Annotated in this window: 14 protein-coding genes, 1 tRNA gene and 1 pseudogene; 11 read left to right on the top strand and 5 right to left on the bottom strand. The window is 73.9% G+C overall.

Annotated features, from left to right (window positions below):
- Nucleotides 1–31: 31 nt before the first annotated feature.
- Genes RM590_RS09345 through RM590_RS09335 form a run of 3 tightly spaced genes read right to left on the bottom strand, consistent with a single transcriptional unit; the run spans nucleotide 32 to nucleotide 3986 of the window.
- Nucleotides 32–1120: a phytoene/squalene synthase family protein gene (locus tag RM590_RS09345; RefSeq protein WP_311703958.1), complete on the bottom strand. Its 1089-nt coding sequence runs from the start codon at nucleotides 1118–1120 to the stop codon at nucleotides 32–34.
- Entirely contained in the window at nucleotides 1117–2655 is a 1539-nt protein-coding gene (gene crtI, locus RM590_RS09340) for a phytoene desaturase family protein (protein WP_311703957.1), read from the bottom strand. The genes RM590_RS09345 and crtI overlap by 4 nt, the downstream gene beginning before the upstream one ends.
- Entirely contained in the window at nucleotides 2652–3986 is a 1335-nt protein-coding gene (locus RM590_RS09335) for a polyprenyl synthetase family protein (RefSeq protein WP_311703956.1), read from the bottom strand. The genes crtI and RM590_RS09335 overlap by 4 nt, the downstream gene beginning before the upstream one ends.
- 276 nt (nucleotides 3987–4262) lie before the next feature.
- Here RM590_RS09335 and RM590_RS09330 point away from each other — a divergent pair, with 276 nt between their 5' ends.
- The 3 genes from RM590_RS09330 to RM590_RS09320 are packed head-to-tail and all read left to right on the top strand — an operon-like array spanning nucleotide 4263 to nucleotide 7791.
- Nucleotides 4263–5453: a lycopene cyclase family protein gene (locus tag RM590_RS09330; RefSeq protein WP_311703955.1), complete on the top strand. Its 1191-nt coding sequence runs from the start codon at nucleotides 4263–4265 to the stop codon at nucleotides 5451–5453.
- Nucleotides 5454–5482: 29 nt separating this feature from the next.
- Entirely contained in the window at nucleotides 5483–6217 is a 735-nt protein-coding gene (locus tag RM590_RS09325; protein WP_311703954.1) for a methyltransferase domain-containing protein, read from the top strand.
- Nucleotides 6214–7791: an FAD-dependent oxidoreductase gene (locus RM590_RS09320; protein WP_311703953.1), complete on the top strand. Its 1578-nt coding sequence runs from the start codon at nucleotides 6214–6216 to the stop codon at nucleotides 7789–7791. Before RM590_RS09325 ends, RM590_RS09320 begins: the two co-directional genes overlap by 4 nt.
- A gap of 223 nt (nucleotides 7792–8014) precedes the next feature.
- Here the strand turns inward: RM590_RS09320 and RM590_RS09315 are convergent.
- Nucleotides 8015–8881: pseudogene (locus RM590_RS09315) on the bottom strand (cryptochrome/photolyase family protein); the annotation flags it as partial.
- A 480-nt stretch (nucleotides 8882–9361) separates the two neighbouring features.
- On the opposite strand from RM590_RS09315, the gene RM590_RS09310 reads away from it, so the two are divergent.
- On the top strand, nucleotides 9362–9760 hold the full coding sequence (locus RM590_RS09310) for a transposase (RefSeq protein WP_311703952.1): 399 nt from the start codon (nucleotides 9362–9364) through the stop codon (nucleotides 9758–9760).
- Between the two features lie 125 nt (nucleotides 9761–9885).
- Nucleotides 9886–10893, top strand: a complete 1008-nt coding sequence (locus RM590_RS09305; protein WP_311703951.1) for a tyrosine-type recombinase/integrase — start codon at nucleotides 9886–9888, stop codon at nucleotides 10891–10893.
- A 39-nt stretch (nucleotides 10894–10932) separates the two neighbouring features.
- Here RM590_RS09305 and RM590_RS09300 read toward each other — a convergent pair.
- Nucleotides 10933–11005: transfer RNA gene (locus RM590_RS09300), tRNA-Arg, on the bottom strand.
- Between the two features lie 249 nt (nucleotides 11006–11254).
- Between RM590_RS09300 and RM590_RS09295 the strand changes: the two genes are divergently transcribed.
- The 6 genes from RM590_RS09295 (at nucleotide 11255) to RM590_RS09270 (ending at nucleotide 19062) form a co-directional block, all read left to right on the top strand.
- Nucleotides 11255–12868, top strand: a complete 1614-nt coding sequence (locus RM590_RS09295; protein ID WP_311703950.1) for a dynamin family protein — start codon at nucleotides 11255–11257, stop codon at nucleotides 12866–12868.
- Between the two features lie 10 nt (nucleotides 12869–12878).
- The gene (locus tag RM590_RS09290; protein WP_311703949.1) at nucleotides 12879–14528 is read left to right on the top strand and encodes a GTPase; all 1650 of its coding nucleotides are present in this window, start codon (nucleotides 12879–12881) and stop codon (nucleotides 14526–14528) included.
- 192 nt (nucleotides 14529–14720) lie between these two features.
- On the top strand, nucleotides 14721–16133 hold the full coding sequence (locus RM590_RS09285) for a thioester domain-containing protein (protein ID WP_311703948.1): 1413 nt from the start codon (nucleotides 14721–14723) through the stop codon (nucleotides 16131–16133).
- Nucleotides 16134–16313: 180 nt separating this feature from the next.
- Nucleotides 16314–17978 carry an energy-dependent translational throttle protein EttA gene (ettA, locus tag RM590_RS09280; RefSeq protein ID WP_311703947.1) on the top strand — a complete coding sequence of 555 codons (1665 nt, stop codon included), beginning with the start codon at nucleotides 16314–16316 and terminating at the stop codon, nucleotides 17976–17978.
- Nucleotides 17979–17980: 2 nt separating this feature from the next.
- Nucleotides 17981–18409 (top strand): acyl-CoA thioesterase, encoded by a 429-nt coding sequence (locus tag RM590_RS09275; protein ID WP_394813833.1) that lies wholly within the window; start codon nucleotides 17981–17983, stop codon nucleotides 18407–18409.
- On the top strand, nucleotides 18406–19062 hold the full coding sequence (locus tag RM590_RS09270) for a hypothetical protein (protein ID WP_311703946.1): 657 nt from the start codon (nucleotides 18406–18408) through the stop codon (nucleotides 19060–19062). Before RM590_RS09275 ends, RM590_RS09270 begins: the two co-directional genes overlap by 4 nt.
- The last annotated feature ends 36 nt before the right edge of the window (nucleotides 19063–19098 follow it).

Below are 19098 nucleotides of genomic sequence, written 5' to 3'. Positions count from 1 at the left end.
CAGGCCGTCCCCGTGCCCGCCCTCCGGCGCGTCAACGCCCTGTGAGCTCCGATCCGTGACCGGTGCTGCCGGGAGGCGTCTCCTGACACTGTGTCCGCTTGATTTCATCGTGGGAAGCCGCCTTCGGGTGGGAGGGGATGCGGGGTCGTGGTGGGGCGGGTGTGCTCCCGCGACGGGCGCGGAGGCGGGCCGCGGCCACCCGCAGCAGGCCGTCGGCGGCGACGAGCGCGCGGCGCCGCCGGGGTACCACGGCGCGGCGGTGCAGTGCCCAGCCGTCGGCGGCGACCGCGTCCAGGATGCCGCCGTACAGCACGAACGCCGTGCGGACGCACGGCCGGGCGACGGGGTCGAGCATCAGCACACCGGGCGCCGCACGCTGGTAGGCGGCACGGGCGAGGGCCTCGAACGCGCGCAGCGCCGCGGTGACCCGGCTGTCGGTGCGGCCGGTGTCCCGGCTGTGGCGGAGCAGTTCGTGGTCGACGCCGTGCGCCGCGAGTACGTCGCGGGGGAGGTAGACGCGGCCGCGGTCGAGGTCGTCCCCCACGTCCCGCAGGAAGTTGGTGAGCTGGAAGGCCACGCCCAGCTCGGCCGCGTACGGAGCCGCCTCCTCGGGGGGCACCACGGTTCCGAGGACCGGCAGCATCTGCAGACCGATCACCGCGGCCGAGCCGTGCATGTAGACGCGCAACTCGTCGTAGCAGGCGTACTCGGTGACCGTCAGGTCGCTGCGCATGGAGGTGAGGAAGTCGGTGAAGTGGCGGTGGTCGATGGCGTAGCGGCGGGTGGTGTCCGCGAGGGCGGCAACCACCGGCGCGACGGCCTTTTTGCCCGCCAGGCCCCGGGCGAGGTCGTCACTCAGCCGGTCCAGGGCGGCGGCCCTGAGGGCCGCTTCGCCGTCAGCACGTCCGCCGGGGTCGCCTCCCGGCGCGTCGACGATCTCGTCGGCCCACCGGGCGAAGCCGTACAGGGCGTGCACGGCGGGGCGCCGTCCGGGAGGCAGCAGGCGGGTCGCGAGGAAGTAGGTGCGGCCGTGCCGGGCGTTGAGTTCTCGGCAGTGCGTGTAGGCGGCGCGCAGGCGGGGGCCGGTGATGCCGGCGGCGTCCAGCTCGCGGGCGGTCACGGCCGTACTCCTTGCGCCGCCCGGCCGACTGGCCTGCCGGACGCGGCACGGTGACGCCGGCCGGTGATGCGGGCGGCCGCCAGCTTGCCTGACAGCAGCACGGGCGGCACTCCGACGCCGGGCGTGGTGCCGCAGCCTGCGAGGACGGCGTTGGTGATGCCGCGCACCAGATTCCGGGGGCGGAACGGGCCGGTCTGGGCGAAGGTGTGCGCGGCCGAGAAGGGTGTGCCCGCGGCGTGTCCCTGCCCGGTCCAGTCGGCGGGGGTCACCAGGATCTCCTCTTCGATGGCCGACGCGATGCCCGCCAGGCCCCGGCGGTCGAGTTCGCGCAGCAGGCTGTCGCGATAGCGCGGGGCGAGGTCGTGCCAGTCGGCGGCGCCGGGCCCGATGTCGGTGTTGGGACAGGGCGCGAGGACGTAGTGCAGGTGCCGGCCGGGCGGGGCCAGGGCGGGGTCGGTGGCGGTGGGCCGGGTGATCAGCAGGCTGGGGTCGCTCATCAGCTCGCCGGTACGGGTGAGCTCATGGAAGGTGCGCCGCCAGGCGCCGCCGAAGGAGAGGGTGTGATGGGCGAGTTCCGGCCAGGTGCGGTCGCAGCCGACGTGCAGGATCACTGCCGACGGGGCATATCTGAGACGTGCCGGGCGGCGCGGGGCTCGGTCCAGCAGCAGGTACGTCATCGGCAGGTCGGGGGTGAGGACGACGGCGTCACAGGCGAAGCGCTCCGCCTCGGTCACCACGGCAGTGACCCGCTCGCCGGCACGTTCCAGACGGGTGACCCGCTGCCCGTAGTGGAACTCCGCCCCGGCCGCCTCGGCGGCATCGGCCATCGCCTGCGGCAGGGCGTGCATGCCGCCGCGCGGGAAGTACACCCCGGCGACGGTGTCCATGTAGGCGATCACGGCGTAGGCGGCCAGAGCCCGCTCGGGCCGCACGCCGGCGTACAGGGCCTGGAAGGAGAAGACCCGGCGCAGTCGCTCGTCGCGCAAGTGGCGGCCGATGCGCGCCTCCCAGCGGCCGAAGCCGCCGAGCGCGGCGAGGCGGGCCAGGTCCGGGGTGAGAAGCTGAAGCGGCGAGTCGAAGTCGGCGTCGAGGAACCGGTCTGCCTCGGCCCGGTACAGCCGCCCCAGCCAGTGGCGCAGGCGGCGGTAGCCCGCCGCGTCGGCGGGCCCGGCGAACCGTTCGATCTCCGCCTCCATCGCCTCCGCGCCGGTGTGCACGTCGAGGGCGCTGCCGTCGGCGAAGCATGCCCGGTACGCGGGATGCAGCGCGATCAGCTCGACGCGGTCGCGCAGCGACTCGCCGACCGCGGCGAACGCCTCCTCGGCGATGTCCGGCATGGTGAGCACGGTGGGCCCGGTGTCGATCAGGTAGCCGCCGAGCGAGAGACGCCCGGCCCGTCCGCCGGGTCGCGCGTCACGCTCGACCACCGTGACCCGGCGGCCCGCGCCGAGCAGGTGCAGGGTGGCGGACAGGCCGGCCAGTCCCGCGCCGACCACCACCACGTGGTCGGTGGAGCCCGTCACCGTTCCGGTCACCCGTCCGCCTCCGTTTCCGCGCCGGTCAGGGCGGCGCCGAGCGGCAGGCCGGCGGGCGCGGGCAGCCGACCCGGCGTGCCGGTGATCTCGGCCAGGACGGCGCGTAGCCGGGCCGCCGCACGCGGTTCCAGGGGCACCTTGCCGAGGTGGTGCAGGCACCGCCCGGCGAGCTGCGCGATCTTCGCCTCCACCGTGTCGCGGGCGCCGGTGGCGACGACGATGTCCCGCACCTCGGCCAGCGCACCCTCGGGGAGGTTCGCGCGGCCTACCGCGCGCTCCAGCAGGCCGAGCGCGGACAGATCGCCGGAGGCGGTGGCGAGGGCACGGGCCACGGCCAGCAGGTAGGTGGGTTTGCCCTCGCGTACGTCCCCGCCAGCCGGTTTGCCGGTGACATGAGGGTCGGCGAAGAGGTCGTTCACATCGTCCCGTAGCTGGAAGGCCAGACCCGCGCAGCGTCCGGCGCGGCACAGCGTGCGCGTGGTGGCCGCGTCGGCGCCGGCGAGGACCGCACCGAGCTCCAGTGGCCGCTCCACGGTGTACCGGGCGCTCTTGAGGCAGGCGGCGCGGAGCGTCCGTGCCGGAGCGGGGACGGAGGTGGCCTGCCCCTGAACGTCGAGGTACTGCCCCGCCACCATCTCCGTGCGCAGGGTGCGCCACACGTCGTTCAGCCGGTGCGCGGTGCCGGGCGGCAGCCCGGAGTCCAGCACCAGGCCGGTCAGCGCGTCGTCCGCCCAGGCCAGCGCGAGGTCGCCGGCGAGCACGGCGGCCGACGCGCCGAGCCGGCGTGCGACGGGCCGGGGTGCCGTATCCGAGTACTGCCGCTCCACGTCGGCGTGCAGCGCAGGGCTGCCACGGCGGGTGGGCGCCTGGTCCATCAGGTCGTCGTGGACCAGGGCACAGGTCTGGATCAGTTCGAGCGCCGCCGCCGTGCGCAACGCCGCGCGCACCTGGGCAGGGTCCCCGCCGCCGCAGGACCGTAGGGACCACCACACGAGCCGGGCCCGAACGCGGCGCCCGCCGCGCTGGGCGAAGCGGGCGACCCGCTCGGCGATGTCGTGGGCGAACACCGTGCTCAGCCCTCGGCAGCCGGCGAGGACGCCGGTGAGCAGTTCGTGGAGTTCCCGGCCGACGGCGCCCGGCACGTCGTCGTCCACGACGAGCGCGCAGCCGCTGCGGGCCGGCCGGGACGGGGCGTCCGCGGCAGCGCGGGAACTCCGACCGCCATCGGCCGTGCCGACCGGTTCCCCGATCTCCTGGTGGCCGACCGGCCCGCCGGGCGGCCTGTGCTGCGGGTCTGCCGTTGGACGGCCGATCGCCTGGGTGGAGCGCATCACGGTCCTCTCGCCAGTCGAGGAAGCCGGGCTGAGCGCCCGGTGCTTCACGCGTCCTTCGTACGCGGTGCTTCACGATTCATCAGCACACGTTCCGCCCTTCACGGTTCACCAGGACACATTTCACGCGGAAGCGCCTCACCGGATGCACCGTTCGGCGGACGTGCCGACGCGACAGGCACCCATCCGCACGACACGCTTCCGGCTGCGTCCGCCGCGGCCGGCGGACCGGAAGACTGGCCGGATCAGCAGACCCGGGAGGAGCTCGCCGTGGACATGGAGTCGGAAGTCGCCGTCGTGGGCGCCGGGGCCGCGGGGCTGTCGCTGGCCCTGCGGCTGGCTCGGCCGCCCGCGGCCGGGCGCCGGGTGACGGCGGTGCTGCTGGCGGCACCGCCGGGTCCGTTCCGCGCCGCGCGACGCACCTGGTGTTACTGGGAGGCGGGGACGGGGCCGTACGACGAGGTGCTGACGGCCACCTGGCAGCGGCTGCGGGTGCGCTCCGGCGACGGCTGGGCGGTGGATGCCGCCATCGCACCGCTGCGCTACAAGATGCTGCGCTCCGACGCCTTCGAGGCACGGGCCCGCCGGGACATCGGGGCGGGCTCGTGCGTGACACGCGTCGAGGCCGTCGCGGAGCGGGTGGAGTCCGCGCCGGGTGGCGCCCTGGTGCACGCCCGCCTGGCCGACGGCGGCCGGGTGACCGTCCGCGCCAGATGGGTGTTCGACTCCCGGCCGCCCGCGCGTCTGCCACCGGCCCGCACGACGCTGCTCCAGCACTTCCGCGGCTGGTTCGTCCGCACCCGCCGGCCGGTGTTCGATCCCGCCACCGTGGAGCTGATGGACTTCCGCACCCCCCAGCCCGCGCACGGCCTGTCGTTCGGCTACGTCCTGCCGACCAGTCCGCACGACGCACTGGTCGAGTACACGGAGTTCTCCCGTCGCGTGCTCGGCCGGGACGGGTACGACCGGGCACTGCGGCACTACACCACCCGAATCCTGGGTGTCCACGAGCACGAGGTCACCGCTTGCGAGCAGGGCGTGATCCCCATGACGGACGCGGACTTCCCTCGGCAAACTGCCGCGTCCGTGTTCCGGATCGGGGCCGCGGCCGGGGCCACGCGGCCCGCGACGGGCTACACCTTCAGCGCCGTTCAGCGCCAGACCCGCGCCGTGGCCGCCGCGCTGCACGCAGGCCACCGACCCCTTCCCCCGCGCGCCCATTCCGCCCGCTCCCGGCTCATGGACGCCGTGCTGCTGCACGCCCTCGACCGAGGCCGGGTGGACGGTCCGGCCTTCTTCACCCGCCTGTTCGCCCGCGTCCCCGCGCCTCGCCTGCTGCGCTTCCTGGACGGCGGCACCAGCCTGCCGGAGGACCTGTCCGTCGGCCTGCACGTGCCCGTCACCGCGATGCTCGGCTCCGCTCTCACCCTGCCGTTCGTGCCGCGGCGGAGCGCTCCCCCCACCTGACCCACACCACGACCCCTTACGGAGACGGCATGCCCCTGCTGCGCGACGCCGACCTGGCCACCGCGTTCGACCACGCCGCCCGCAGCTACGACACACTGGTGGCGGCCAATCCCGGCTACCACGCCCACCTGCGCCGCTCCGCCCGGCGCCTTGGCCTGCTCCGCGGCGGTGCGGGCCTGAGCGTGCTCGATCTCGGGTGCGGCACGGGCGCCTCGACGGCGGCCCTGGCCACCGTGCTGCCCGGCGCGGACATCACCGCCGTGGACGCCTCGGTCGGCATACTGCGCCGCGCGGCCCGCCGACCGTGGCCCCGGCCCGTGCGGTTCGTGCACGCTCCGGTGGAACGCCTGGCCGAAGCCGACGTACGCGGCCCGTTCGACGCGGTCTTCGCCGCGTACCTGCTGCGCAACACCGCCGACCCGGACGCCGTGCTCGCTTCCGTGTTGCGGCTGCTCGCGCCGCACGGCCGGCTGGCGGTGCACGAGTACGCGCTGAGCGGGCGAGCGGCGCACCGGGCGGTGTGGCGCGCCGTGTGCGGGGGACTCGTCCTGCCGGTCGCGACGCTGCTCGGCGACGGACCGCTCTACCGGCACCTGTGGCGCAGTGTCGTCACCTTCGACACGGCCGCGCAGCTCGGGGAGCGTGCGCGGCGCGCCGGGTTCGAGCAGGTGCGGGTGCTGCCGCTGCCGGGCTGGCAGACGGGCATCACGCACACCGTCGTCGCCCGGCGCCCATCGGCCGGCGGAGGGGAGGCGGGGGAATGACCGGCCTGCGCCGTTTCCCGGGTCTCGCGGCCCGCACACCCCGCCCCGGCCGGGACCGGCTGGCCCGGTTGCTGCCCGCACCGCCCGGCGCCGAACGCGCCGAGGATTCCGGTGCGCCGCGCGTGGCGGTCGTCGGAGGTGGTATCGCCGGACTGACCGCGGCCACAGCGCTGGCTGAACGCGGCGTCCGGGTCACGCTGTACGAGCGCGAAGCGCAACTCGGCGGACGGCTGGCCGGATGGCCCACGCTGCTGGCCGACGGTACGCCGGTGACGATGAGCCGTGGCTTCCACGCCTTCTTCCGGCAGTACTACAACCTGCGGGCTCTGCTGCGCCGCACCGACCCGGTTCTGGCCCGCCTGAGGGGCCTGCCCGACTACCCCTTGCGCCACGGCAGTGGCCGGCAGGACAGCTTCCGGCACGTGCCGCGCACACCGCCGCTGAGTGCGCTCGGGTTCGTGGCGCTGAGCGAGTCGTTCTCCCTGCGCGCCCTGACCCGGATTGATCCTCATGCGGCGCTGCCGCTGCTGGATGTGCGGGTGCCGGAGGTGTACGACCGGCTCGACCACGTCAGCGCGTACGACTTCCTGGAGGCGATCCGCTTCCCCGCGGCGGCGCGGCACCTGGCCTTCGAGGTGTTTTCCCGCAGCTTCTTCGCGGATCCCCGGCGGCTGTCGGCCGCGGAGATGGCACTGATGTTCCACATCTACTTCCTGGGCTCGGCCGAGGGCCTGCTGTTCGACGTGCCCCGGGAGCCGTTTCCCCAGGCGCTGTGGGATCCGCTTGCCGGACGTTTGTGCCGGCTCGGCGCGCGGGTGCGCACCCGGAGCGCGGTGGAGGTGGTGTCGGTCCTGTCCGCGGGCGGCTTCACCGTGGCCGCCACACGAGGAGAGGAGCCGTACGATGCCGTGGTGCTCGCCCTCGACCCGGCGGCGCTGCGCTCGCTGGTCGCCCGTTCCGGCGGGCTTGGCGACACCGAGTGGCGTGAGCGCGTGGCACGGCTGCGCACCGCCCCGCCCTTCCTGGTCTCCCGCCTGTGGCTGGACAAACCCGTGCGCGCGAACCGGCCCGGCTTCCTCGGCACCAGCGGATACGGAGCCCTGGACAACGTCAGCGTGCTCAGTCGCTGGGAGGGCGAGGCAGCCCGCTGGGCCGCCCGCACCGGCGGCTCGGTCGTGGAACTGCACGCCTACGCCCTGCCCCGGGACGCCGACCGGGCGGCGACGCGGCGGGGGCTGCTGGGCGAACTGCACCGCCTGTACCCGGAGACGTCCCGTGCGCGCGTCGTCGACGAACGCCACGAATGGCGGGCCGACTGCCCCCTGTTCCCGGTTGGTGGGTACCGGGACCGGCCAACGGTGGGCACTCCCACGCCCGGCCTGGTCGTCGCGGGAGATGCGGTCCGCACCGGCCTGCCGGTGGCGTTGATGGAACGAGCGGCCACCAGCGGCTTCCTCGCTGCCAACACCCTGCTGCGTCGGTGGGGGCTGCGGGGACACGCCCTGTGGACGGTGCCCGGCCGGGGGCGCGGGGCGTTCCTGCGGTGGGCGACGCGCGCCGGGGGCGGCCGGTGAGGCGAGCCGCCCCGGGGCCCTGCCGGGCCGACGGGCGCACCCGGCCGTGCGGCCCGGGGTCTGCTTTCGTATGACCCGCAGTGCCAGGCCGAGGCCGAGGAACGTGACGGGCGGTGCGAGAGCAGCTCGCACCCAGGCGCGGCCAACGGCGGCCGCGTCCCAACGCGCCTCGCCCGGGGCCGGGCGGCGGCCCCGCCGCGGCGCGGCGCGGCGGCGACGGGGAGGGCGGCCCCGTGTCCCACCGACGGTCGGTGCGCAGCACCTCACGCAGGTCGCCGAGCCGGTCCAGGCCCGCCACCGTGCGTGCGGTGCGCGGGTCGCCGGCGAGCAAGGATCGGTGGCGGTGGGTGCAGGACCAGTAGCCGGTGGTGTATGGACAGGCGGGCCGCCCGGTGCGGTCCGAGGGGCGGTAGTCGCGGGCGGCGCACAGGTCGCTTATGCGGTGGATGTGGGCCCCGCCCGAGGTGTACGGCTTGGTGGTCGTCCGGCCGCCGTCCGCGTACTGAGACACGCCGGTGACGTTGGGCAGCATCACCCAGTCGTATCCGTCGACGAAGGAGCGGTGGAACCAGTCGGTCACCTCGCGCGGGTCCCAGCCCCTTTGCAGGGCGAAGCTGCCGAGCACCATCAGCCGCGGGATGTGGTGCGTCCAGCCGGTGTCACGCACCTGGGCGAGGACGGTGGCCAGGCAGCGGGAGGTGACGGTGTCCGCGTCGAGCTCGCGGAACCATTCGGGCAGCGGCGCGTGATGGCGCAGGGCGTTGCGGTTGCGGTAGTCGTCGCCGAAGTACCAACAGAACTGCCACACGTATTCGCGCCAGCCCGCGATCTGCCGAACGAATCCCTCGACGCTGTTGACGGGCGCCAGGCCCGCACACCAGGCATCCCCGGCGGCGGCGACGCACTCGGCGGGGTGGAGCAGGCCGAGGTTGAGGGAGGACGGCAGCAGGCTGTGGCTCATCACCGGGTCGGCGGCGAGCATCGCGTCCTCGTACGGTCCGACCCCGGCGAGCCGGTGCTCGGTGAACCGGCGCAGCGCCGCCAGGGCCTCCCGGCGGGTGACGGAAAAGCGGCGCGGGCCGTCACGGCTGTTTGCGACAGGTTCGCTGGGGCTCTGGCTCAAGTTCCGTGCGGCAGCTACGCGTTGTAGCTGATCTCCTCGATTGGGGCATTGCGGAAGTCGCCTTGATTTCGTCCCTCGATCGGTTGGTGTGGCTGACCTTCGGTCGCCGTGAGCCAGATGTTCCGCCAGTTGCAAGAGTTGTTGCCGTCGATCCCCGGGGGCGCGGTCGTGTCCGTCGAGGCTGACGGCGAGGCGATACGCGTCGAAGCCCAGTGCACGGTGGCTGGCGCGCCATGTCCAGACTGCGGCGACGGGCCGGAACGAGTCCACAGCGCGTACCTGCGCTTTCCAGCGGACCTGCCGAGCGGGGGACGGCGGGGCGGTCCTGACCTTGCGCGTCCGTCGGTTCTGGTGCGCCTCCCCGTCGTGCCCGCGCCGGACGTTCGCCGAGCCGGTCCCAGGGTTGACCCGCCGCCACGGGAGGCCACCGAACGGCTTCGCTCGGCGATGAGCGCGATCGGCCTGGCCCTGGCCGGCCTGGCCGGAGCCCGGCTCGCGAAGCGCATGGGCATCGCGGTCAGCCGCAGCACGCTCCTGCGTCGGGTGATGGAGTTGGCCGACCCGCCGCCGACACAACCGCGGGCGGTCGGCGTGGACGACTTCGCACTGCGACGCGGGCACAACTACGGCACCGTCGTGATCGACGCCCTGACCCACCAGGTCCTGGACCTACTGCCCGAACGCGACACCGAGACCCTGAAGCCCTGGTTGGCCCGGCACTCCGGGATCGAGGTCATCTGCCGGACCGGGCGGGCGCCTACGCGGACGCGGCCCGCACCGCCGCCCCGCAGGCCCTCCAGGTCGCTGACCGCTTCCACCTGTGGCAGGTGCGCCGTGAGGCGCTGATTGATCGTGTGGAGGCGAGAGACCTTCGCCGCCGTCCTGTCGCAGCAGGGCGGTGAAGCTGGGGGCAGCCTGACCAGGGAGGTGCCGGGGAGGGTGGCAAGCGGCCCTGACAAAGCCGGGGCGACGTGCTGGCCGCGATCGCCCTGAAGCTCGACGGCACACCCGTCGCCGCATCGACGGTCAAGCGCGTCCGCCGCATCCTCAACGTCGCGCTGGAGCACGCCGTCCGCCGGCGCGTCCTGCTGAGCAACCCGCTGCCCAAGGGGCGGGGCACCAGTCCCAAGACCTCCACAGCCGTGGACAAGCGGTGCCTGATCAACCCCCACCAGGCGGCGCGGCTGCTGGGCCGGATCCGCCGCCGGCCGCGGGGTGGCGAGCGGCTTCACGCCTTCTTCGCGACCTTGTACTACGCCGGGGCCCGGCCGGAAGAAGTCGTGGCCATAAGGGTGAGCGACATCCGGCTGCCCGACGAGGAGGCCGAGGACCAGTGGGGTGAACTGCCACTCCACACGGCCACTCCCGAAGTGGGCAAACAGTGGACCGACTCCGGCCACACCCATGACAAGCGGCACCTGAAGGGCAGGGCCGCGGGGGAGACCCGGCCGGTGCCCTGCCACCCGGCGCTGGTGAAGATTCTGCGCGAGCACGTCGAACGGAAGCGTCTCAAGCCTGGCGACCTCCTGTTCCAGGGCGAGAACGGGGGCGCCCTGGCCGGCTCGGTGATCCGCCGGGCCTGGACCGCAGCCCGGAAGAGTGAACTCACCGAAGCCGAGTTCGACTCCCCGCTGGGGCGCCGGGTCTATGACCTGCGTCACACCTGCCTTACTACCTGGCTGAACAACGGCGTCCCGCCCGCCCAGGTCGCCGAGTGGGCCGGCAACAGCGTCCCGGTCCTGCTGGCCGCCTACACCCGCTGCCTCTCCGGACAGCTCAAGGACCTTCAGAAGCGCATCGAGGCCGCCCAGGACCTCACCTCGCTCGAGCCAGCCGAGGGGGCGGCGCAGGAAAACTTCTCCGTGTATTCACCGCAGCCACCCGCAAAAACCCGGTACCAACCGGCCCTAGCCGGTCCCGCGCCGGGAAACGCTGGGCATGCCACCCGTCGAGTCCGACGCCCTCGACACGGCCGCTGACCTGCGGAAAAGGGGGACGCCGAGCCATCGGTGATCTTGTGCCCCCGGCAGGACTCGAACCTGCGGCCAAGTGCTTAGAAGGCACCTGCTCTATCCGCTGAGCTACGGGGGCCGGTCATGGTCGTGGCGTGGGACGGTGCCCCCTCGGTGACCTCGCCGCGCACAGGATAGAGCTTCGAGGGGTTCGTCCCGGTTGCTTCACGGCAACACCCTTGTGTGGAGATCCAGTGAAGCAGCCCCGATAATCGCAGGCGAGTGCGATGTGCGCAGCGGTTTTGGTGGCTCCCGCGAGGGGTGTTGCGCACTCGTTATGCCGGGGCCGCGGAGATGGCTGTCTGGTTTGGGGCGCGTTCGGCGGAATATGCTTTTGAAACCGCTCGAAATTAGGCATTCTGCGCATGTGGCGATCTTGGACGCACGGCCCGAGCTGCTGGACGCACTGACCCTCCTGCGGGAGTGTCTCGCTGCCGCGCGCTTCCCGCTCGATGTGCCCGGGGCCGAACGGGCCCGGCGTTCGTGCGCCGAGTTGCTGGCCCAGGTGGACGGGTACCTGCTGCCCCGGCTGCGGCAGCCGGAGGCGCCGCTGCTCGCCGTCGTCGGGGGGTCCACCGGGGCGGGGAAGTCCACGCTCGTGAACTCGCTCGTCGGACGCCGCGTCACCGAGGCCGGGGTGCTGCGGCCGACCACCAGGATGCCCGTTCTCGTGTGCCATCCCGACGACCAGCGGTGGTTCAGCGGGCGACGGGTGCTGCCGCAGCTCGGACGGGTCGTCGGGCCCCGGCAGGAGAGCGACGGGCAGCCGGCGCTCGCCGTCGTCACCACCCGGGCGGTGCCCGCCGGACTCGCCCTGGTCGACGCCCCGGACATCGACTCCCTGGTCGCCGGCAACCGCGACCTGGCCGCCGATCTCATCTGCGCCGCCGACATCTGGGTGCTCGTCACCACCGCGGCCCGGTACGCCGACGCCGTTCCCTGGCACCTGCTGCGCAGCGCGCAGGAGTACGACGTCACCCTCGCCACCGTGCTGGACCGGGTGCCGCACCAGATCGCCGCCGAGGTGTCGCGGCACTACGACGCCCTGCTGGAACGGGCCGGGCTCGGCGGGATCCCCCGGTTCACCGTGCCCGAACTCCCGGAATCCGTCGGCGGATCCGGGCTCCTGCCCGCCAGCGCCGTCGCCGGGCTGCGGGAGTGGCTCGGCCGCCGCGCCCAGGACCCGCAGGCGCGGACCATGGCCGCCGCCCGCACCGCCGCCGGGACCGTCGCCTCGCTGCGCGCCCGGGTCGCCGACCTCGCCGGCGCGTGCGCCGCCCAGTACGCCACCGCAGTCCGCCTCGACCAGCGGCTCGCCGACGCCTACGCCGAGGCCGACCGCCGCGTCCGCGCCTGCCTGACCGGCGGCGGGCTGCTGACGGGTCAGGCCCGGGCGCACTGGCTGGCGTTCCCCGAGGACGCCAGCGCCGAGGAGGTGCAGGAGTCGCTGACCCAGGCGCTCACCGACCTGCTCGTCGAGGCCGTCTCGGCCGCCGACGAACAGGCCGACGCGGCCTGGCGGCGCGAGCCCGGCGCGCCCGAGGGCGGCACGGACACCGCCGAGGCCGTGCGCGAACGCGCCGGGGTGCTGGTGCGGCGGCTGCGGCGCTGTCTGGAGGAGCTGGCGGAGGAGGCCCGGGCCGCCGCGGGCCTGCGCGGCGAGCAGTGCGACGACGGCGAGACGGCGGCGCTGCTGATGGCCGCGCTGTTCGGCGGCAAGACCGGCACCGTCGCCCAGCAGTCCCTGGCCGGCGTCCTCGGCCCCCGGTACGCCTCGCGCGTGCGCGACCAGGGCGAGCAGGAGCTGCGCCGCTGCGTGGACCGGGCGCTCGCCGCCGAACGGGAACGCCGCGGCGCCCCGTTGCACCGCCTCGCCATCACCGCCGAGCCCCAGGTCGAGCTCATCGCCGCGCTGTCCACCGTGCACGCCCAGCAGGCTTGAGGAGAACACCATGACGGAGACGCTGACCGGGGACGACGGCGCCCTGCGGGTCCGGCTCGGGGCGCTGCGGGAGCTGGTCGGGCTCTCCCGCACCCGGCTGGACGACCAGGTCCTCGCCGAGGCCGGCCGGGTCCTGGACGAGGCCGCCGCCCGCGAGCGGCTGCCGCGCACCTACACCACCGTGGCCATCGCCGGGGCCACCGGCAGCGGCAAGTCCACGCTGTTCAACGCGCTGGCCGGCGCCCAGCTCTCCGAGGCGGGCGTGCGCCGCCCGACGACCGCCACCGCCGTGGCGTGCACCTGGGACGCCGGGCGCGACCAGCAGCCGCCGGACGGCCTGCTGGAACGGCTCGGCATCCCGGCCCGGGCCCGCCGCCGGGCGCACGCCGTGGACACCGGGCTGCGCGGGCTGATCCTGCTGGACCTGCCCGACCACGACTCGGTGGACACCGCCCACCGCGACCAGGTGGACCGGCTGCTCAACCTGGTGGACGCCGTCATCTGGGTGGTGGACCCCGAGAAGTACGCGGACGCGGTGCTGCACGAGCGCTACCTGCGCGCGTTCGCCGGCCACGCCGACGTCTCGCTCATCGTGCTCAACCAGATCGACCGGCTGCCCGGCGACGCCGTGGACGCCGTGCTGGACGATCTGCGCCGGCTGCTGGACGAACGCGGCGTCGCGCTGGGCGAGCACGGCGAGCCGGGCGCCGGCGTGCTGGCCGTGTCCGCGCTCACCGGCGACGGCGTGGCCGAACTGCGCCAGCAGGTCGGCGAATTGGTGGCCGCCCGGACCGCCGCCGCGCGGCGGCTGGCCGCCGACGTGGACGGCGTGGCCCGGCGGCTGGGGCCGGTCTACATCGCCGACGGCGCCGAGGCCCCGGCCGGGCTGACCGGGGCCGTGCGGGAGGCGTTCGAGGACGGGCTGGCCGACGCGGTCGGCGCCCAGGCCGCCGGGCAGGCCGCCGAACGCGGCTGGCTGCGCCGCGCCGACCGGGCCTGCGGCACGCCCTGGGCGCAGCTCCTGCGCCGGCTCGCCGCCCACCAGGCGGAGCGCCGCGGAGAGCCGCCCGCGCTGGCCGCCAAGCGGCTGCGCGCCACCAGCCCGCCCATCGTCGCCCGGGCCGCCGTGGAGCAGGCCGTGCGGCAACTCGCCGCGGACGCCTCGGCCGGGCTGCCCGAGCCCTGGGCCAAGGCCGTCCGGGAGGCCGCGCGGCAGGGCGCCGAGGGGCTGCCGCGCGCCCTGGAGAGCGACCTGGAACGGCACCCGGCCGGCGCCCGGCCGCGCCCCCGTTGGTGGGCGGCGGCGGCGACCGGGCAGGCGGTGCTGCTGGCGGCCCAGTTCCTCGGCCTGTGCTGGCTGGTGACCGCGTTCGTCGGGCAGCCGGTGGTGGGGCGCTGGCTGCCGCTGGCGCTGCTGCTGGGCGGCTCGGTCGGCGGCCCGCTGCTCGCCTGGGGCTGCCGCATCGCGGCCCGGGGCCCGGCCGCCGCCTGGGGACAGCGGGAGGAGTGGCGGCTGCGGCGGCTGGCGGCCGACCGCGGGCACAGCCAGGTGCTCGAACCGGTGGCCGCCGAGCTCATGCGCTACCGCGAGGTGCGGGAGCGTTACGTCATCGCGGCGTCCCCGTCCGGTACCCCGAGGGTTTCCTCAACCATCCAGTAATGTCCGGGAATTCCCGGGCACGCGGCCGCGCCGCAAGGTAACGATTCGCCCTCGGAATGTGTAAGTCGGGGGCTGGGTGGGGACATTGACCCTTCGCCTCTCTACGATCCACCGTACGCACGGGGATATTGATGAGCGTGCGGCCGACGATACGGCTGCTGCGCCCTGTGATCTCGTGGAGGGGACACACACATGATTTCTGCGCGCAGGCGGGTCGCCCCCCGCCTTGCGGCCACCGCCTTCGCCGCCGGCCTCTTCGCCGCCGGTTCGATCGCGGCCGCCGGCCCGGCAGCGGCCGACGACAGCCCGGGCAGCGGCGGCGCCACCGCCACCCTCGAAGGGCTGGTGACGCACGGCACGGTCGACGTCACGATGCCGGACGGCACGGAGCACTCGATCGAGGGCGGCCTGTTCAACCTCGCCGCCGCCGACGGCGGCGCCCTGCAGACCTACTGCATCGACTTCAACACACCCGCACGGAACGGCACGCAGTACCGGGAGACCGGCTGGGGCTCCTCCACGCTGCACAACAACCCCGACGCGGGCAAGATCCACTGGATCCTCCAGAACTCCTACCCGGCCGTCGACGAGATGACCCTGGCCTCCAACGCCGGCATCGACGGCTCGCTCTCCAAGGAGCAGGCCGCGGCCGGCACCCAGGCCGCGATCTGGGAACTCTCCGACGGCGTGGACGCCGTGCCGGAGAACGAGAACGCCGCGCACCTCACCGAGTGGCTGCTCTCCAGCGCCGAGGACGTGCCGGAGCCCGGCGCCTCCCTCCAGCTCTCCCCGGCCCAGGTGTCCGGCCAGCCCGGCCAGATCATCGGCCCGGTGACCGTGGACACGACCGCCGAGTCCGTGTTCGTCACCCCGGACGAGGCCGCCGCCGAGCAGGGCGTGACCATCGTCGACGTCAACGGCGAGTGGGTCACCGACGACCAGCCGGTCGCCGACGGCACCGAGCTGTACTTCTCGGTGCCCGCCGACGCCGAGGACGGCACCGCCTCGCTGACCGCCACGGCGACCTCGCAGATCCCCGTGGGCCGCGCCTTCACCGGCGTGGACACCGTGACGCAGACCCTGATCCTGGCCGGTTCCTCCGAGTCCTCGGTCAGCGCGAGCGCCTCCGTCAACTGGGCGTCCGAGGGCCAGCCCTCCGTCGCGGTCACCGCGGAGGAGATCTGTGCCGAGGGCGGCGTCCAGGTGACGGTGAACAACACCGGCGACGTTCCGTTCGAGCTGGAACTGGCCGGCGAGACCATCGAGGTCGCGCCGGAGACCGCGGAGTCCGTGGTCGTCCCGGTCCAGGACGGCCAGGAGTACGAGATCGAGATCGCGCACCCGGACGAGACCCAGGAGCCCTGGCGCTTCACGGGCACCCTGGACTGCGCGGCCGACGTCGACGACAACGAGCCGGCCCCGGCGTCCACCGGTGGCTCGGGCGGCGAGCCGGCCGACGACGGCACGGACCTGGCCGAGACGGGCAGCAGCACCAACCCGGGCATGATCGCCGGCATCGCGGTGGCGCTGCTGGTGGCCGGCGGCGGCGCGGTGTTCTTCGTCCGCCGCAGGGCCGCGACGGCGGGTGCCGGCGCGGACGAGTGACACCAGGCGCACCCGGCGTGAGCCGGATCTGACGCCGACGAGGGGCGGGCCCGCGCGGGCCCGCCCCTTCGCGCTGGGTACACCGGTTTCCGCCCGGGCCCCGGCATGCGGCAGGATGGAGACATCTGCCTCACCCCACCGACTGACCTGCCCACTGACTGACCTGCCGGACGGTTTCTCTTGGCTGAGTACATCTACACCATGCGCAAGACGCGTAAGGCGCACGGCGACAAGGTGATCCTTGACGACGTCACCTTGAGCTTCCTGCCCGGGGCAAAGATCGGTGTCGTGGGTCCCAACGGCGCCGGCAAGTCCACCGTGCTGAAGATCATGGCCGGGCTGGAGCAGCCGTCGAACGGCGACGCGTTCCTCACCCCCGGCTACCGGGTCGGCATCCTGCTCCAGGAGCCCCCGCTGGACGAGACCAAGACCGTCCTGCAGAACGTCCAGGACGGCGTGGCCGAGATCAAGGGCAAGCTCGACCGGTTCAACGAGATCGCCGAGCAGATGGCGACCGAGTACACCGACGCGCTCGGGGAGGAGATGGGGCAGCTCCAGGAGGAGCTCGACCACGCGGGCGCCTGGGACCTGGACGCCCAGCTCGAGCAGGCCATGGACGCGCTGGGCTGCCCGCCCGGCGACTGGCCCGTCACCAACCTCTCCGGCGGTGAGAAGCGCCGCGTCGCGCTGTGCAAGCTGCTGCTGGAGCAGCCCGACCTGCTGCTGCTGGACGAGCCGACCAACCACCTGGACGCCGAGTCCGTGCAGTGGCTGGAGCAGCACCTCGCCAAGTACCCGGGCACCGTCGTCGCGATCACCCACGACCGGTACTTCCTGGACAACGTGGCCGAGTGGATCCTGGAGCTGGACCGCGGGCGCGCCTACGCCTACGAGGGGAACTACTCCAAGTACCTGGAGACCAAGCAGACCCGGCTCAAGGTCGAGGGTCAGAAGGACGCCAAGCGCGCCAAGCGGCTCAAAGAAGAGCTGGAGTGGGTCCGCTCCAACGCCAAGGGCCGCCAGGCCAAGTCCCGCGCGCGCCTCGCCCGTTACGAGGAGATGGCCGCCGAGGCGGAGAAGACCAGGAAGCTGGACTTCGAGGAGATCCAGATCCCGCCGGGCCCGCGCCTGGGGAACGTCGTGGTCGAGGTCGACGACCTGCGGAAGGCGTTCGGCGAGAAGGTCCTGGTGGACGGCCTGTCGTTCACCCTCCCGCGGAACGGCATCGTCGGCGTGATCGGCCCCAACGGCGCCGGCAAGACGACCCTGTTCAAGATGATCCTCGGCCTGGAGCCGGTGGACGACGGCGGCGTGCGCGTCGGCGAGACGGTGCAAATCAGCTACGTCGACCAGTCCCGCGCGAACATCGACCCCAAGAAGACGCTGTGGGAGGTCGTCTCCGACGGGCTCGACCACATCAACGTCGGCCAGGTCGAGATGCCGTCCCGCGCCTACGTCAGCGCCTTCGGCTTCAAGGGCCCGGACCAGCAGAAGCCGGCCGGCGTCCTGTCCGGCGGCGAGCGCAACCGGCTGAACCTGGCCCTCACCCTCAAGCAGGGCGGGAACCTGCTGCTGCTGGACGAGCCGACCAACGACCTCGACGTGGAGACGCTGTCCTCCCTGGAGAACGCGCTGCTGGAGTTCCCCGGCTGCGCCGTCGTCGTCTCCCACGACCGCTGGTTCCTCGACCGCGTCGCCACGCACATCCTGGCGTACGAGGGCGAGTCCAAGTGGTTCTGGTTCGAGGGGAACTTCGAGTCCTACGAGAAGAACAAGATCGAGCGCCTGGGCCCGGAGGCGGCGCGCCCGCACCGCACCACCTACAAGAAGCTCACCCGGGGCTGACCGTGCGGCACGTGTTCCAGTGCTCCCTGCGCTGGTCGGACATGGACGCCTTCGGGCACGTCAACAACGTCGTCTTCCTGCGGTACTTGGAGGAGGCGCGGATAGACTTCATGTTCCGGCTGGCGCGGGAGGCGGCCTCCGGCGCGTTCACCGGCGGTTCGGTGGTCGCCCGGCACGAGATCGACTACCTGCGGCCGCTGGTGCACCGGCACGAGCCGCTCACCATAGAGACGTGGATAGTCGGGATCGGCGGCGCCTCGGTCACGGTCGCCTACGAGATCAAGGACGACGAGACGCTGTTCGCCCGGGCCCAGACCATCGTCGTTCCCTATGACCTGGAGCGGGAACGGCCGCGGCGGCTCACCGCCGAGGAGCGGACGTTCCTGGAGAAGTACCGCGACGACGAGGCGGGGAGCGCGCCTCTCCCATGAGCACGTCACTGCGGCTGGCCCTGGCCGCGCCCGGGGAGGCCGGGGATCTCGCCGCCTTCCTGGGGCGCCAGTTGCGCTGGGACAAGACGGCCGCCGCCCGGCTCCAGGCGGACGGCGAGGTCGTCGCCGTGTTCACCCGGCCGGCGCGGTTCGACGTGCTGGCCGTGCGGCCCTGCCGGCTGGGGGAGCCCGCCCGGCTCGATGTCACCGTCTCCGCCGGGGAGTTGCTGGAGGCCATCGACGACGAGCACGGCGCGCTGACCGTGCCCGGCGCCGTGACCGGCCCGTCCTGGGCCGGGGTGCTGCCGCCGCGCGGCGGCTGGCGGCCGGTGTCCGAGGTGCCGCACGAAACGCTGCGGGAGGCCGCCGCCGGGGTGGTGGCCGAGTTCCGGGAGCGGACCGAGGCGCTGCCGCCCGAGGGGCGCACGCGCGCCGCGCTGGACACCCTCGCCGAGGAGATCTGGTCCCGGACGCTGCACGGCACGCCGCTGCCGCTGCGGGCCGTGCACGCCGCCCACGCGCTGGGCTTCCTGCGCGCCGCGGCGCCGGCGACGCTGCTGTCCCGCGGCCCCTGGCTGCGGCTGCGCACCCCGCTGGGCTCCATCGCGGTGCGCCGCGGCGGGCTGCCCGGCCTGGGCGTCACACCGCTGTAGAGATCCGCCTTCGGGCCGGAGCGGAGCGAAGGAGCA

Source organism: Streptomyces litchfieldiae, assembly GCF_031845365.1.
Lineage (GTDB): Bacteria > Actinomycetota > Actinomycetes > Streptomycetales > Streptomycetaceae > Streptomyces > Streptomyces litchfieldiae.
The sequence above is the reverse complement of the archived record's forward strand: the minus strand, read 5'-3'. Positions and strand labels throughout refer to the sequence as shown.

Coding starts and splice junctions, on each gene's coding strand:
- RM590_RS09285 (WP_311703948.1), top strand. CDS start 14,721: ATGATTTCTGCGCGCAGGCGGGTCGCCCCCCGCCTTGCGGCCACCGCC.
- RM590_RS09330 (WP_311703955.1), top strand. CDS start 4,263: ATGGAGTCGGAAGTCGCCGTCGTGGGCGCCGGGGCCGCGGGGCTGTCG.
- RM590_RS09290 (WP_311703949.1), top strand. CDS start 12,879: ATGACGGAGACGCTGACCGGGGACGACGGCGCCCTGCGGGTCCGGCTC.
- RM590_RS09295 (WP_311703950.1), top strand. CDS start 11,255: ATGCTTTTGAAACCGCTCGAAATTAGGCATTCTGCGCATGTGGCGATC.
- RM590_RS09325 (WP_311703954.1), top strand. CDS start 5,483: ATGCCCCTGCTGCGCGACGCCGACCTGGCCACCGCGTTCGACCACGCC.
- RM590_RS09270 (WP_311703946.1), top strand. CDS start 18,406: ATGAGCACGTCACTGCGGCTGGCCCTGGCCGCGCCCGGGGAGGCCGGG.
- RM590_RS09335 (WP_311703956.1), bottom strand. CDS start 3,986: ATGCGCTCCACCCAGGCGATCGGCCGTCCAACGGCAGACCCGCAGCAC.
- RM590_RS09320 (WP_311703953.1), top strand. CDS start 6,214: ATGACCGGCCTGCGCCGTTTCCCGGGTCTCGCGGCCCGCACACCCCGC.
- RM590_RS09310 (WP_311703952.1), top strand. CDS start 9,362: ATGAGCGCGATCGGCCTGGCCCTGGCCGGCCTGGCCGGAGCCCGGCTC.